Annotated in this window: 13 protein-coding genes; 3 read left to right on the forward strand and 10 right to left on the reverse strand. The window is 56.6% G+C overall.

Going from position 1 to position 15,743, the window contains the following annotated elements:
* Nucleotides 1-69: 69 nt before the first annotated feature.
* The gene (locus tag ACOTY9_RS09590) at nt 70-1,665 is read right to left on the reverse strand and encodes an ABC-F family ATPase (RefSeq protein ID WP_014883120.1); all 1,596 of its coding nucleotides are present in this window, start codon (nt 1,663-1,665) and stop codon (nt 70-72) included.
* 222 nt (nt 1,666-1,887) lie between these two features.
* Between ACOTY9_RS09590 and ldtB the strand changes: the two genes are divergently transcribed.
* Nucleotides 1,888-2,808 carry a L,D-transpeptidase gene (gene ldtB / locus ACOTY9_RS09595; RefSeq protein ID WP_063861126.1) on the forward strand — a complete coding sequence of 307 codons (921 nt, stop codon included), beginning with the start codon at nt 1,888-1,890 and terminating at the stop codon, nt 2,806-2,808.
* 42 nt (nt 2,809-2,850) lie between these two features.
* Here ldtB and ACOTY9_RS09600 read toward each other — a convergent pair whose 3' ends face one another.
* From ACOTY9_RS09600 to mntR, 9 genes are all read right to left on the reverse strand, one after another.
* Complete coding sequence (locus tag ACOTY9_RS09600; protein ID WP_063861127.1) at nt 2,851-3,567, reverse strand: GntR family transcriptional regulator; 717 nt, start codon at nt 3,565-3,567, stop codon at nt 2,851-2,853.
* A 15-nt stretch (nt 3,568-3,582) separates the two neighbouring features.
* Nucleotides 3,583-4,905: a PTS sugar transporter subunit IIC gene (locus ACOTY9_RS09605; protein WP_014883117.1), complete on the reverse strand. Its 1,323-nt coding sequence runs from the start codon at nt 4,903-4,905 to the stop codon at nt 3,583-3,585.
* 51 nt (nt 4,906-4,956) lie between these two features.
* Nucleotides 4,957-6,333 (reverse strand): glycoside hydrolase family 1 protein, encoded by a 1,377-nt coding sequence (locus ACOTY9_RS09610; protein WP_014883116.1) that lies wholly within the window; start codon nt 6,331-6,333, stop codon nt 4,957-4,959.
* Between the two features lie 161 nt (nt 6,334-6,494).
* A complete protein-coding gene (locus ACOTY9_RS09615) occupies nt 6,495-7,535 on the reverse strand; it encodes an aldo/keto reductase (RefSeq protein ID WP_014883115.1) in 1,041 nt (346 codons plus the stop codon).
* Nucleotides 7,536-7,637: 102 nt separating this feature from the next.
* Nucleotides 7,638-9,161, reverse strand: a complete 1,524-nt coding sequence (locus tag ACOTY9_RS09620) for an efflux transporter outer membrane subunit (RefSeq protein WP_023332473.1) — start codon at nt 9,159-9,161, stop codon at nt 7,638-7,640.
* Complete coding sequence (locus ACOTY9_RS09625; RefSeq protein ID WP_045134221.1) at nt 9,161-10,732, reverse strand: DHA2 family efflux MFS transporter permease subunit; 1,572 nt, start codon at nt 10,730-10,732, stop codon at nt 9,161-9,163. Before ACOTY9_RS09625 ends, ACOTY9_RS09620 begins: the two co-directional genes overlap by 1 nt.
* Complete coding sequence (locus ACOTY9_RS09630) at nt 10,729-11,823, reverse strand: HlyD family secretion protein (RefSeq protein WP_421637338.1); 1,095 nt, start codon at nt 11,821-11,823, stop codon at nt 10,729-10,731. Before ACOTY9_RS09630 ends, ACOTY9_RS09625 begins: the two co-directional genes overlap by 4 nt.
* A gap of 101 nt (nt 11,824-11,924) precedes the next feature.
* Entirely contained in the window at nt 11,925-13,034 is a 1,110-nt protein-coding gene (locus ACOTY9_RS09635) for an anion transporter (protein ID WP_023332471.1), read from the reverse strand.
* Nucleotides 13,031-13,504 (reverse strand): manganese-binding transcriptional regulator MntR, encoded by a 474-nt coding sequence (gene mntR, locus ACOTY9_RS09640; RefSeq protein ID WP_014169260.1) that lies wholly within the window; start codon nt 13,502-13,504, stop codon nt 13,031-13,033. The genes ACOTY9_RS09635 and mntR overlap by 4 nt, the downstream gene beginning before the upstream one ends.
* A gap of 183 nt (nt 13,505-13,687) precedes the next feature.
* Between mntR and mntS the strand changes: the two genes are divergently transcribed.
* Together mntS and ACOTY9_RS09650 are read left to right on the forward strand one after the other, a co-directional pair.
* On the forward strand, nt 13,688-13,816 hold the full coding sequence (gene mntS, locus ACOTY9_RS09645; protein WP_014831181.1) for a manganase accumulation protein MntS: 129 nt from the start codon (nt 13,688-13,690) through the stop codon (nt 13,814-13,816).
* 283 nt (nt 13,817-14,099) lie between these two features.
* Nucleotides 14,100-15,683, forward strand: coding sequence for a phosphoethanolamine transferase (locus ACOTY9_RS09650; protein WP_348565678.1), 1,584 nt, complete (start codon nt 14,100-14,102; stop codon nt 15,681-15,683).
* Nucleotides 15,684-15,743: the final 60 nt, after the last annotated feature.

The following is a 15,743-nucleotide window of genomic DNA, read 5'->3' on the forward strand; positions in this document are numbered from 1 at the left end:
TGACCCTCTCCCACAGGGAGAGGGAATGGAACGTAGGCCGGGTAAGGCGAAGCCGCCACCCGGCTTTTTTTAACTCTCGATACCTTTGCTGCGCAGGTAATCTTCGTAGTTACCGGTGAAGTCCACCACGCGCTCTGGCGTAATTTCGATCACGCGGGTCGCCAGCGAGCTGACGAATTCACGGTCGTGAGAAACGAAGATCAGCGTGCCCTGATACATCTCCAGCGCCATGTTCAGCGATTCGATAGATTCCATATCCAGGTGGTTAGTCGGTTCGTCCATTACCAGGATATTGGGTTTTTCCATCATCAGCTTGCCGAACAGCATGCGACCCTTTTCACCACCGGACAGCACTTTCGCCGGCTTTTTGATGTCGTCCTGACTGAACAGCAGACGACCCAGAATGCTACGCACCGCCTGCTCGTCGTCGCCTTCCTGCTTCCACTGGCTCATCCAGTCAAAGACGGTCAGGTCGTTTTCGAACTCGTATTCGTGGTCCTGCGCGTAGTAACCAATCTGCGCGTTTTCTGACCACTTCACGGTGCCGTTGTCCGGCTGCAGTTCACCAACCAGGGTTTTCAGCATGGTGGATTTACCCACGCCGTTGGCACCCAGAATGGCAATTTTCTCGCCCACTTCCAGCAGCAGGTTGAAGTTTTTAAACAGCGGACCTTCATCGAAGCCTTTGGTAAGGGCTTCCACTTCCAGCGCATTACGGAACAGTTTCTTGTCCTGCTCGAAGCGGATGAACGGGTTCTGACGGCTGGAAGCTTTGACTTCTTCCAGCTTGATTTTGTCGATCTGACGGGCGCGGGACGTCGCCTGACGAGACTTAGAGGCGTTCGCGCTGAAGCGGCTGACGAAGGATTGCAGGTCCGCAATCTGCGCCTTCTTCTTGGCGTTGTCGGCCAGCAGGCGTTCACGCGCCTGGGTCGCAGCCGTCATGTATTCGTCGTAGTTGCCCGGGTACACGCGCAGCTCGCCGTAATCCAGATCCGCCATGTGCGTACAGACCATGTTCAGGAAGTGACGGTCGTGCGAAATGATGATCATGGTGCTGTCGCGGTCGTTCAGCGTCTGCTCCAGCCAGCGGATGGTGTCGATGTCCAGGTTGTTCGTTGGTTCGTCGAGAAGCAGGATGTCCGGGTTAGAGAACAGCGCCTGCGCCAGCAGGACACGCAACTTCCAGCCTGGCGCGACTTCACTCATCGGGCCGTAATGCTGTTCAACAGGAATGCCCACGCCCAGCAGCAGCTCGCCCGCACGCGCTTCAGCTGAATAGCCATCCATCTCGCCGTAATGCGTTTCCAGTTCGGCCACTTTGTAGCCGTCCTCTTCGCTCATTTCAGCTAGGGCGTAAATGCGATCGCGCTCCTGCTTCACTTCCCACAGCTCCGCGTGCCCCATGATCACGGTGTCCAGCACGGTGAACTCTTCGAAGGCGAACTGATCCTGACGCAGCTTACCGATGCGCTCGTTCGGATCGAGCGACACGTTGCCAAGCGTCGGCTCCAGGTCGCCGCCGAGGATCTTCATAAAGGTGGATTTTCCGCTACCGTTGGCACCAATCAGGCCGTAACGGTTGCCGCCGCCAAATTTGACGGAAATGTTTTCGAACAGCGGCTTACTGCCAAACTGCATAGTGACGTTGCTGGTAACTAACACGGGGAGATTCCTGCGAAAAGTGTGATAAACACGGCATTATGCCACAATTCCGAATTGAGATCCCGTGTTGCGGCAATCCACTAAACTTTAACAAAATCGAAAAAAATGTGATTTCGTACACATCTGAATTCCCTGCGAGCGGGAATGCACATATAATGCGCTCCCATCATAGATTCAGACTTATCAACTCATCGCCTGAATGGCTTAGATACCTCGCACAACATGAACATGAAATTAACAACGCTTTTTGCGGCGGCGTTAGCCGTAGTAGGTTTTTGTAAGACCGCGTCTGCGGTGACGTATCCCCTGCCGACAGACGGAAGCCGTCTGGTGGGCGAAAACCAGGTGGTGACGGTACCAGAAGGTAACTCTCAGCCGCTGGAGTATTTCGCCGCACAGTACCAGCTGGGCCTGTCCAATATGCTGGAAGCAAACCCGGGCGTTGACCCGTATCTGCCAAAAGCGGGTACCGTACTGAATATTCCTCAGCAGCTGATCCTGCCGGATACCGTTCATGAAGGTATCGTCATTAACAGCGCCGAAATGCGTCTGTATTACTACCCGAAAGGCACCAACACCGTTATCGTGCTGCCAATCGGTATCGGCCAGCTGGGTAAAGACACCCCAATGAACTGGACCACCAAAGTTGAGCGTAAGAAAGCGGGCCCAACCTGGACCCCTACCGCCAAAATGCACGCAGAATACATTGCTGCCGGCGAACCGCTGCCAGCCGTTGTGCCAGCCGGCCCGGATAACCCGATGGGTCTGTACGCGCTGTACATTGGCCGTCTGTACGCCATTCACGGCACCAACGCCAACTTCGGTATCGGCCTGCGCGTAAGCCACGGCTGCGTGCGTCTGCGTAACGACGACATCAAGTTCCTGTTCGAAAACGTGCCGGTCGGTACGCGCGTGCAGTTCATTAACGAACCGGTAAAAGCGACCACTGAGCCAGACGGTAGCCGTTACATTGAAGTGCACAACCCGCTGTCTACCAGCGAAGACCAGATCAACAACAACGAAGTCGTCCCTGTTACGCTGACTAGCGCGGTGCAGGCGGTGACCTCTCAGCCTGACGTGGAAACGACCATCGTTGACCAGGCCGTGCAGAACCGCTCCGGTATGCCGGTGCGTTTGAACTAATAACGAGCATTAAAAAAGCGGGCTTCGATGCCCGCTTTTTTTTTACCCGTTATTCACGATAACGATCCCGCCGTGGTCGTACCGATAGTGGCAGTGGGCATATTCCAGCGGCGTGCCATCTTCCAGATAAATGACCTGCTCCACCTCCAGCACCGGATCGGTTTCCTCGCAGACCAGATGTTGCCTGTCCAGCGCATTGGGTTTTAGTGCCCGCACCACCCTGTATGACCCCATAATTTTCAGCCCCAGCGTCTCCTGAACATACTTAAACACCGAACCGTCAAGATGGCTTTTCGTCAGGCCGGGCACCAGGGTCATCGGCATTACCGTTGAATCCAGCGACATCGGTTCACCGTTTAATAAACGCAGGCGAATAAAATCATAGACCGGCGCATCGGCATTAATCATCAGCGACGCCTGCTCTTTCTCGTTCGGGAAGCGCAGTTCAAAATGCACCACCTGGCTCGTGACCGTACCCAGATGTTCCCAGGTTTTGGTGGCACCAAAATAGTCGCTGCCGGAGAGATCCCACTGGGAAAGCTGAAGGAAGTTTTTGCGGATAAAGGTACCCTGCCCCTGACGGGTATAAACCAGACCTTCGACAATCAGCTGGCGCATCGCCTGCTGGATGGTCATCCGGCTGGTGCTGAACTCCGCTGCCAGCGCAAACTGGTCCGGCAGGGGTTCGTTGGCGGCGTACTGCTGGCTGATAATGCGTTTTTTAATTTCCCGCGCTATGGTGATGTACTTCGCCGCCATCGTCCTTCCTTTCAGTTAGTTTTCTATCCCGCTGTTTTTCAACGCCACTCGCTCGGCAATCTTGAGGAAAGGCAGGTAGAAGAATACACCAAAAACAATGATTGCCAACTGCACCACCACCGCCCGCCAGTCCCCTGCCGTGGCCAGCCAGGCGCTCAGAATCGGCGGCGTGGTCCACGGGATCATCACCACGCAGCGCGACATTAACCCCAGCGTGGTGCAGAGCCAGGCAACGTAAATGCCAATCGCGGGCAACAGCACAAACGGGATCATCAGCGGCAGGTTAAAGACAATCGGCAGGCCAAAAATCACCGGCTCGTTGATGTTGAATAAACCGGGCGCCAGCGACAGGCGCGCCACCTGCTTCGCCGACTTCTGCCGGGAGAAGATAAAGATGGCGATCAGCAGCGAAATGGTGCTGCCCGTCCCGCCCACCATGCCAAACGTCGGCACGAAGATGTTGTTGATGATATGCGGGATGGGCTGGCCATTGGCAAAGGCCAGCATGTTCTCGTTGGTGTTGATCAGCAGGAACGGTTCCAGTACCACGCTGTTGACCACCGACTGATGAATCCCGAGCGTGAACAGGAAGTTACCGAAGCTGTAGATAAAAATCGTTCCCGGCAGGCTGGTGTTGATCAGCCGCAGCGGCTGCTGGATAAAGGTCGTGATGAGATGGATCAGGTCCGTGTGCAGCACGTTTGCCAGCAGTGCTGCCAGCACGGCAAATACTGACAATGTCAGAATGGTTGGGATCAGCGCGGTAAAGGATTTACTCACCGCCGGAGGCACATTTTCCCCCAGCGAAATGTGCAGCGCCTTGAGCCGCGAAATGGCAATAAACAGCTCCGTTGAGAGTAGCCCGATCAGCACTCCGGCAAAAATCCCGGTAGAGCCGATATTGGCGAACGTCAGTACCTGAGTGACGTTCACCGTGGTCTCGCTGCCGACGGGCGTCAACTGCAGGCGCATCGGCATCATGATGATAAAACTGCTGACGGCGATAACCACTGCCGAGACCGGATTGTCGAAATCTTTATTGCGCGCCAGCGACCAGGCAATCATCGGGGCCAGCAGCAGCGCGGCGATATTCAGCGTGCCGTTGATTATCGCCTCCCCCCAGACCTTAAACTGCGTGAGCGTGTCGCCGTCAAAAATCCACGGGAACACCACGTTGTTCACCAGCACCGCCAGACCGGCGAGGATGAAAATCGGCATCACCGTGGCGAAGGCATCGCGCAGGGAGCGCAGGTGCACCTGGTTTGCCAGGCGCGCCGAGAACTCAACAAATTTATCGACAAAGGACTGCATATGCGGTGTGATTTTTGTTTCAGACATAGCGGATAGTTCCCATCAATCAGTCACAAAAACGGCCCGGCAGCGTACGGCTTACATCTCGCGTCCGTTGGTATGAATGACCTGTTTCAGCCAGGCGTAGCTTTTCTTCGGCACGCGCTTCAGGTCTTTCAGGTCGTGGTTTTCTCGGTTGACGTAGACCACGCCGTAGCGCTTACGCATGTCGCCCTGGGAGCTGAGAATGTCGATTAACCCCCAGCCGAGGTAGCCGATGACCTCTGCGCCATCTTCGAACATCGCCGCTTTCATTGCGTCGATATGCGCCCGGTGGTAGTCGATGCGGTAGGTGTCCTCAATCGGGTTGACGCCGTCCCAGGACTCAATCACGCCAATACCGTTTTCAATCGGGAAGACCGGCATCCGCCAGTCGTTGGCGTAGCGGGTGATGATGGTGCGAAAGCCCATAGGGTCGATCTGCCAGTTCCACTCGGTGGCTTTCAGGTACGGGTTATTTTTTTCACCGTGTAGCAGGTAATAGTTGACCGGCGTGCCTTCCGGGATGGCATCGCTGTCCAGCGTTTTGCTGGCGTAATAGCTGAAGGCCATATAGTCGTTTTTGGTGCGCGCCAGCAGCGCTAAATCTTCGTCGCGGTAGATATCGCCAAAGCCTTCCTGCTCCACCACCGCCATCACCGCCGGGCTGTAACCCTGACCCGCAAAAACGCGCAGCAGGTTCTGGTTGAGGAATTCATCGTACTGCTGGGCGCAGAAGATATCGCGCGGTTTGCAGGTCGCCGGGTAAATCAACTGGTGCGCCAGCATGCCGCCCATCAGCTGGCCCGGTTTGGTCTGGTGCAGATACTCGGTCAGCGACATATGCGCCACCATCGCATGGTGCTGTAACTCATAGAGCTCGCGAAGGGTTTGCTCCCCTTTCAGGTAACCGGAAATGCGGAAGGCTTCCGGCATATGGAAAATGTTCTGCTCGTTGAAGGTCAGCCAGTACTTCACCCGGTCGCCAAAGCAGTCGATCATCTTCTTGCCGTAGCGGATAAAGGCCTCCATCACGCGGCGATCGTTAAACCCGTTGTACTCCTGCGCCAGCGCCAACGGCATATCGAAGTGATAGAGGCAGATCATCGGCTCGATGCCGCGCGCGATAAGATCGTCAATAAAGCGGTCGTAAAACGCGATCCCCTCGTCGTTGAACGCGCCATCGCCCTGCGGGCAGACACGGCTCCATGAGATCTGAAAGCGGTAGCAGTTCATGCCCAGATCCTGCATCAGGTCGAAATCTTCCCTGTAGCGGTGGTAGGAGTCGGTCGCCACTTTCCAGTCGGAGATATTTTCCCCGGCTTCACGAATGTCGTAGACCGACATGCCCTTTCCGCCCTCGTTCCATGCCCCTTCCGTCTGCATGCTGGAGACCGAGTTGCCCCATAAAAAATTGGCTGGCAGCGATGTATTCATGCTCTCTCCCTATATGACTAGTCATTTTAAATTTCATGACTAGTCATATAGGCGAAGATGAAAAGGGGATCAAAGGGGAGGATCGTTTTTTGTGAGATGGATTGAAATAATGCCTACGGAAAGCAGCCCCGGTAAGCGAAGCGCCACCGGGGAGAGGACGGTTATTGCTGTGCAAGCTGGTTACGACGATATTCCCCCTGGCGCTCAAGCATCCAGCCCGGGTATTCCCCCGGCAACGCGCTGACGGCATCAAGCTTTTTAAGCTCGTCTTCGCTTAAGCGGATCCCGGTTGCGGCGATATTGTCATTCAACTGATCGACGCGTTTCGCGCCCACGATCACGCTAGTTACCGCTTTCTGATGAAGCAGCCACGCCAGCGCGATCTGCGCGACGGAGACGCCTTTGCTTTCGGCAATCGTGCGCATTACATCCACGCAGTCGAAGGCGCGATCTTTATTGACCGGCGGGAAGTCAAACTCCAGACGGCGCCCGCCCGATTCGCTCTGCCCGTTGCGATCGTATTTCCCGCTCAGCAGACCGCCCGCCAGCGGGCTCCAGACCATCAGCCCGACGCCTTCGCTCTGCATCATCGGCACCAGCTCGCGCTCAAGATCGCGCCCGGCGATGGTGTAATACGCCTGCAAAGACGCGAAGCGTGCCAGCCCCAGACGCTCGGAGATGCCAAGCGCTTTGGCAATCTGCCACGCTGCCCAGTTCGAGACGCCGATATAGCGCACGTGGCCGTGCTGTACCAGGGTATCCAGCGCACGGAGCGTCTCTTCAATGGGGGTGGCAGGGTCAAAGCCGTGCAGCTGGTAGAGATCGATATGATCCAGCTGCAGGCGGCGCAGACTCTCCTTCACGCTGCCGATGATGTGATATCGCGAGCTGCCGCGCGAGTTCACGCCCGCGGTGCCGGTTTCACCGAACACTTTGGTCGCGACCACCACGTTCTCCCGCGGAACTTTCAGGTTCTTCAGCGCCTGGCCGGTGATCTCCTCCGAGCGCCCTTCCGAGTAAACGTCGGCGGTGTCGATAAAGTTGATCCCGGCATCCAGCGCGCGGCCCACCAGCTGTTCGGCTTCGCTCTGCTGCAGCTGGCCAATCTTGCCCCACATGCCGCCTTCCCCGCCGAAGGTCATGGTTCCGAGGCAGAGTTCAGAAACAAACAGACCGGTGTTGCCCAGTTTTTGATAACGCATAAGTCATTCCTCACATGTCGAATGGGTGCCAGTTAGTTATACCCGCCCCTCTGTCATCGCGAATGTGGCGTTCCTGTCCGTTTCTTGCCCAATCCTCTGAATTTATCCGCGCGGGGCGTCGCCAAAGACGCTGTAATCCGGGAGCTGCACCTGCTGATACGGCTCCCAGCCGCCGCCAAGCGCCTTGTAGAGCGCCACCAGATCGAGCGCGCTTTGCACCTGCGCCTGAGCGCGCTGCTGCTGAGCCTGGGCGAGCTGACGCTGGGCATCCAGTACGTCGATAAAGCTGGCGATGCCCTGTCGGTAGCTGTCGCTGGCTAAGTCAAAGGCGTTTTGCAGGGCGTCGATCGTTTTTGCGAGGCCCGCTTCACGCTGCTGGTCGGTGCGGTAGCTGACCAGCGCGTTTTCAACATCGCCGAGCGCGGTGAGCACCGTCTGCCGATAGTCCAGCACCGCTGCCCCCTGCTGCGCGCGCGCCACCTTCACGCTGGAGACCAGTCGTCCGCCCTGGAAAATTGGAATAGAAACCTGCGGACCGAAGCTGTAGAAATGGCTGCTCCAGTCGGTCAGCCAGTTGGTTTCGCTGTTACGCAGGCCAAACTGCCCAGAGAGGGTAAAGCTCGGGAACAGCTCGGCCACCGAGACGCCGATTTGCGCCGTGGCGGCATGAAGATTCGCCTCCGCCTCACGCACGTCCGGACGACGGCGCGCCAGCGTGGACGGAATGCCCGTTTGCACGATATCCGGCAGCGCAGGCATTGGCTGCGCTGACTGGAGTTCGGCATCCAGTGCGCCCGGCGGCTTGCCGAGGAGGATTGCCAGGCCGTTCATCGCCTGCCGCGCCTGCGCCTGATATTGCGGCAGTTGCGCTTCCAGATTTCCCAGCTGCGCCCGGGCATTTTCTACGTCCATCTGTGGCGAGAGCCCGCCGCGCTGACGGCTTTCGGTGAGATCCAGCGTCTGCTGCGCGCTCTCAATCTGGGTGTTCAGGGTGGCGATAATACTCTGCGCGCCGCGCAGCTGTAGCCACGCCCGCGCCACTTCCGCTTCCAGCGACACCAGCGCGTCGTTACGCTGCTCGATAGCCGCCTTCTGCTGGGCTTCCGCGGCTTCCACCTGACGGCGCACCTTGCCCCACAGGTCAATTTCCCACTGGGCGTCGAAACTGCCCTGGTAGAGGTTGATCGGCTGCGTCAGCGGGCCTAACGCGCCCCGCAGGGCTGGATCGACATTATCCAGCTGGTCATACACGCCGTGGGATTTCAGCTCGCCTTCCAGCCCGAGCTGTTGGCGCGTCGCCTGTAGATTGCCATTAACCGACGGGAAAAATGCTCCGCCTGCCTGATTAATCTGTTCACGTGCCCCGGCAATGCGTAGCACCGTTTGCTGCAGGGTCAGGTTTCCGGCAATAGCCCGTTCAACGAGGCTATCGAGCTGCGGCGAGCCGAAGGTTTTCCACCAGCGCGGGTTGGTCGCAGCGGAGATGGTTTGCGATTTCACGCCGCTGTCGCCCTTATCGTTCCAGTGCGTGACGGCCGGCGGTGCGGGTGGCTGGTAATCCGGTCCCACGGCACAGCCAGCCAGCAGCAGCATTATCATCAGGGGGTGTAAACGTCTGTGTATCATCAATGTGCTCCTGCACTCCCCTCGCTCTTAACCGGCGAGAGCAACAAACAAAACGGAATCAGTAACAAGGCCACCACGCTCAGCAGGGTGAAGACGTCGATGTAGGCCAGGAAGCGCGACTGCTCGATCATGGTCTGGTACATCCGCCCGGTGGCAATGCCGGTTGGGTCACCCACCTGAGTCGTGAAGTTCTGGATCGCCTGGGCGCTTTCGCGTATCGCCTGCTGAAACTGCTCGTTAAACGGTGAAGCGTGATACGCCAGATGCGCGCTATGGGCCTGCGAGCGCTCGGTAATGGCCGCCGTCGAGAGCGAAATCCCAATCGAGCCCGCCACGTTGCGGAACATGGTAAACAGCGCCGCCGCGTCGGCGTTGAGCCGTCTCGGTATCGAGATGAAGGCAATCGTGGTGAGCGGCACAAACAGGAACCCCAGCCCAATCGACTGAGCGCTGCGGAACAGCACCAGAGTTTCGAAGTCGATATCCGGCGTCAGCGTACGTGACCAGAAGAACGATGCCGCCAGGCAGGTAAAGCCAAAGGCGATAATCCAGCGCGTCTGCACCACCGGCATGAGCTTCAGCACCAGCGGGATGGTGAGTACAATCAGCACCGCGCCGGGCGACAGCACCAGCCCGGACCAGGTGGCGGTATAGCCCAGATCCTGCTGCGCCAGCTGCGGGATCACCACCGAGCTGCCGTATAAAATCATCGCCATCCCAGCCATTAACAGGCTGGAGATCGCGAAGTTGCGGTCTTTCAGGCAGTACAGATCCACCACCGGCTTTCTGGCATACACCAGCCAGTAGATCGCGCCGATGATACCGATCAGCGTCAGCACGGCGAAAGTGCGGATAAAGTTTGAGTAGAACCAGTCTTCATCCTCTCCCCGGTCCAGCATCACCTGCAAACAACCGAGCCCTAAGGCGATCAGCCCGATCCCCGTCCAGTCGATGGTTAGCTTCTCTTTCGATTTACTCTCCCACGGCGGATCTTCCAGCAGCTGATAGATCGCCAGTACCGTGACGATCCCCACCGGGATGTTGATAAAGAACACCCAGCGCCAGGAGTAGTTGTCGGTGATCCAGCCGCCGAGCGTCGGGCCGAGCACCGGCGCAACGATAATCGCAATAGAGGAGAGACCAAACGCTTTGCCCCGGTCCTCCGGCTTGAAGTAGTCGAGCAGCACCGACTGCTGGGTAGGCTGCAACCCGCCGCCAAAGAAGCCCTGCATCACGCGGAACAGGATGATCTGCCACAGCTCGGTGGCGATCCCGCACAGGAACGAGCAGACGGTGAACATCACAATGCAGATTAAGAAGAACTGCTTGCGGCCAAACACCCGGCTTAGAAACGCCGAGATGGGCAGCACGATGCCGTTCGCCACCAGATAGCTGGTTAAAACCCAGGTCGATTCGTCATAGCTGGAGGAGAGCGAACCCGCGACGTGCGGCAGCGCCACGTTAACGATGGTGGTGTCCAGAATTTCCATAAACACCGCCAGGGTGACCACAATCGCCACCGCCCACGGGTTACTGGCGGGTTTCCAGCTGTCGTGGCTATGATCCGTCATTCCACTGTCACCTTCGGCGCCACCGACAGCCCCAGCGGCAGCGGTTTATTCGGGTCGAGTCCCTTATCAATCACGATTTTCACCGGCACGCGCTGCACAATTTTGACGAAGTTGCCGGTGGCATTTTCTGCCGGGAAAGCGGAGAAGCGTGAGCCACTGCCCTGCTGAATACTGTCGACGTGGCCCTCAAGTTCCATATCCGGCCACGCATCCACGGAGACGTTGACCTTATCGCCGGGCTTCATGCGTTCAAGCTGGGACTCTTTAAAGTTCGCCACCACCCATACGTTAGGGGAAACCAATGAGAACAGCGCGGTGCCCGCCTGCACCAGCGTCCCGGGCTGCACGTTGCGTTTGGTGACAAAACCGTCGAACGGGGCGCGGACTTCGGTGTAGGAGAGATTCAGATTGGCCGTTTCGAGCTGCGCTTTCGCCTGCTCGACCTGACGCTCACGTGCTTCAACGTTGGTTTCCTGCTGGCGAATTTGCAGTTGAACCTGCTCCGCCACTTCCAGCTGCGCCTGGGCGCTGGCCAGTGCAGCCTGCGCGCTGCGCAGCTGTGCGTTCGCAGAATCAATACTTTGTTGCGTGGTCGCCCGCGGGTCGACGCCGCGTTGACGACGGTACTCCGCCTGCGCGTTCGCCAGATCGGCCTGCGCTTTCAGTACCTGCGCTTTCGCTTCGTCGCGCTGGGCAGGATACTGCACTTTTGAGAGCGCCAGCTGCGCCTGGGCCTGATGGAGCTGCGCGATAGCCAGTCCAAGCTGAGCCTGAGCCTGATCGCGCTGGGCGGTGGTATCGCGTGGATCGATAACCACCAGCAGATCGCCTTTTTTAACGCGCTGGTTATCGCGCACGTGCAGCCCGGTGACATAGCCCGCCGTTTTGGGGGCAATCGTCACCACATCGCCATCGGTAAAGGCGTCGTCAGTTGTCTCTTCGTTACGGGTTAAAAACCACCAGACCAGCGCCACGACAACCATCACTACCACGACAATGCCGAGGATAATTAACGGTTTTTTGCCCGGTCGCTTACGTTCATTATTGTTGTTTTCCTGCTCGTCAGCAGGCGTTTTTTGATCTTCAGCCATAGTTCAGCAACGGTCCTGTCAGTGAGCGGCATCACACTATGCCGTTCACTAAAGCTAGGACGTTGCTATACGTTTGCCAGGAAAAACTGACAAATTGCGCACTATATGAGAAGGAATAATCCGAAACCGATCGCCGCAGCCCACACCAGCATGGGGAGGGACCAGAGATGGAAGCGCCACCAGATACGACGATCGCTGGCCATACGCAGGGCAATGAGGTTTGCCAGCGAGCCGGGCAGCAGCCCAAACCCGCCAATGTTCACCGCCCAGGCCAGAAGGGTGTCAGGCGGAACATAGTTGAGCAGCAGAATGGTGGAAGGCACGTTGCTGATAAACTGCGACAGGCCAATGGCCGTCAGCCACAGACCCGGCTGAGACAGCGTGCTGACGCTGTGCAACACGTTTTGCAGCACCGGAAGCTGGATAAGAAGATGCACATCAATAAACATCGCCATAAAGACCAGCAGCAGCGTCCAGTCCACGCTCACCAGCACCCGGCGTGCCAGCACGACAAAGCCTGCGGCGACCAGCAGCACACCCGCCAGCTCAACCTTCAGTTCCAGCGCGATGAGAAAGACGATGTACAACCCGAGGCAGCTCCAGACCAGACGCGGCTGCCACTGCGGGCCCGCGGTTCCGCTATGGTACTGTAGTTTTTTATCCGGAAAAGCAAACCAGCATACCGCCAGTAGCGACAGCATCATCACCAGTGCCAGCGGGGCCATCTGCCAGGTAAAGGCGGCAAACGACAGGCCGGACCGCCCCCAGAGCAGGATATTTTGCGGGTTGCCGATAGGGGTCAACAGAGAACCGGCGTTCACGGCCAGCGCTTCAAAGATGATCAGCCGGCTGACCGGGATCTCGCAAAGCCTGCGTAGCGTCAGCGTGAGGGGCACGATGATAAACAGTGCCACATCGTTGGTCAGAAACGTCGACAGCACCGCAGCGGAGAAGACCATAAACAGCGCCAGCCTGCGCTCGGTGGCAAAACGGCGCACCATTTTACGGCCCAGCACGTCAAAATAGCCGCTCAGCTCAACCCCTTTGGTCAGCATCATTAACCCACTCAGGGTAATGATGGTGCGCCAGTCAATGGCGGCAACCCAGGCGCGGGGCGCAAACGGCACAAAGAGGCTTAACCCTGCGCCAATGATTAATAAGAGATGGAAGAAACGATCGCGTGCCAGGGCATGCAGTCCGGGGATTTTCATTCAGCGGAGGGACCGTATTTAAGGGTAAATTCACGAAACTTCACCAGCGTCTCTTCACTTACGTGGTGCTCCATTCCTTCCGCATCCCGGCGGGCAATCTCCGGGCTAACGCCCAGTACCAGTAAAAAGTTCTCGACTAACTGGTGACGCTCGCGGCTCTCCTGTGCAAGCTTCTCCCCTTCCGGCGTCAGAAATACACCGCGCCAGGGGATCATTTCAATTAAGCCCACCGAAGCCAGACGTTTTAACATTTTAGCCACTGTCGGCTGTGATACCCCCAGTCTGGCGGCCATATCGACCTGCCGCGCTTCCCCGACTTCACGGATCAGATCGGAAATCAGCTCAACATAGTCATCAATCAGTTCACGACGGTGCGCTTCACGGACCTGGCGAAACCCTTCGACATGTTCTTCAACATTCACCAGCTGCGTCGTTTTTCTGATTGTTGGCTTACCTGCGCGACGGTTCATTGTACTTCCTCAGTGGGGTGACGCTTCCAGCGCCCGGTATCGAGAGCGCACATTGTAAACCATCCCTCTGCAAGCACAAAAAATTAACGAAATAGCCATAGCTATACAATATAGCCTGTGCTATATCTGTATGTAATGCAGTCACCCTTCACGGATCGAAGGGATCAAAAATCAGGAGGTCTTATGAACGAATTCAAGAGGTGTATGACCGTGTTTACCCACTCTCCCTTTAAAGTGCGCTTGATGCTGTTGAACATGCTGTGCGATATGTTTAACAACAAACCGCATCAGGACGACAAACCTTCCCACTAAGCGGCGTTGCGGTACGCCGCTTCATCTCTGCGTCACATTCCCGCTGTAAACTGGCTTCCGGCCGCCCTATTCCCGATCTTTTTTACGGATTTGCAATCCTCTTCGCAAAACATCTGTTGAGCAACTGTTGCTATTATTTTGCGCTCGCACTATCTTCTTGCAGCCCTGCACTATTTGCGGCTCGCTGAAGCGGACCCTCATTCCCTTTCTACGCACTGTCAGGCAGGTTATGACCCTTGACGCCAGGGTGAGCACATGGCGTTTTTATCCATGATAGTGACCTATGAATTTAACCCTGATAGATTCTGTCGTTACCCGTAGCCGGGCCTTAAGCCCGTGGACGGCGTTTTACTTTTTGCAGTCATTGCTGATTAACTTTGCACTCGGCTATCCCTTCAGCCTGCTGTATGCGGTGGCGTTCACCTGCATTCTGCATGTACTGTGGCGGGCAGCACCGCGCGTGCAAAAAACGCTGATTGGAATCTGTTCGCTGGTCGCTGCCCTCTATTTCCCGTTTGGCCAGGCTTATGGCTCGCCAAACTTTAATACCCTGCTCGCGCTGCACTCGACCAATATGGAAGAGTCGACGGAGATCCTGACCATCTTCCCGTGGTACAGCTACGTGGTAGGGCTCTTTATCTTCGCGCTGGGGGTTATTGCCATTCGCCGTCAGTCAGTTGAGAAAAAATCCTGGGGCAAGATCGAAATTCTCTGTCTGGTATTCAGTATTGCGGTGGCGTTCGTTGCCCCCATCCAGAATATTCCCTGGGACGGTAAGTTAAGGCTCATTAACGTAGGCTATCCGGTTTTCCGCTTCGTGAAAGACGTTGTCGTGAATAACAGAGAAGTACTCGACGAGCAGGCGCGCATGGCTGAACTTTCCAATAAGAAAGACACCTGGAACGTGCTGGCGGTGAAGCCGAAATACCATACCTACGTGGTAGTGATCGGCGAGAGTGCCCGTCGCGACGCAATGGGCGCATTCGGCGGACACTGGAATAACACGCCGTTTGCCAGCTCGGTCAATGGCACCCTGTTTACTGATTATGTCGCGGCCAGTGGCTCGACGCAGAAATCGCTGGGTCTGACGCTAAACCGTGTGGTAGAGGGCAAACCCCAGTACCAGGATAACTTTGTTACCCTGGCAAACCGCGCAGGTTTCCAGACATGGTGGTTCTCTAATCAGGGGCAAATTGGCGAATACGATACGGCCATCGCCAGTATTGCGAAGCGTGCTGACGAAGTGCAGTTCCTGAAGAGCGGTGACTTTGAGGCCGACAAAAATACGAAAGACGAAGCGTTGCTGAAAATGACGGCGCAGGTGTTTGCCACCCCACGCACCCAGCCTCAGCTGATTGTCCTTCACCTGATGGGCTCACACCCGCAGGCCTGCGATCGCACTGACGGGAAATACGCGGATTTCGTGCAGTCCAAAGAGACCTCTTGTTATCTCTACACCATGACGCAAACCGACGATCTGCTCAGCAAGCTGTACGATCAGCTGCGCAATACGGGCGACAGTTTCTCTGTGGTCTATTTCTCGGATCACGGGCTGGCGTTTAAAGAGCGTGGCAAAGAAGTGCAATACCTGGCCCATGACGACAAGTTCCAGCAGAACTTCCAGGTCCCGTTTATGGTGCTGTCGAGTGATGATAGAACGCATCGCGTGATTAAAGCGCGCCGTTCGGCGAATGATTTCCTGCAGTTCTTCTCTCAGTGGACGGGGATTAAAGCCGAAGAGATAAAAAATACGTATCCGTTCATCTCCAACAAGAAAGCGCCCCCAGTGTACGTTACCAACTTCAAGTTACAGAAAGTTGACTATAACCATCTGGGTACGGATATTTTTGATATTAAGAGTAAGTGATTTCTGCCGTCAGACTGATGCTCTCACCCTGATCCTCTCCCACGTGGAGAGGGAACAAAC

This window comes from Enterobacter cloacae complex sp. SHL012, from assembly GCF_049237505.1.
GTDB lineage: Bacteria > Pseudomonadota > Gammaproteobacteria > Enterobacterales > Enterobacteriaceae > Enterobacter > Enterobacter kobei.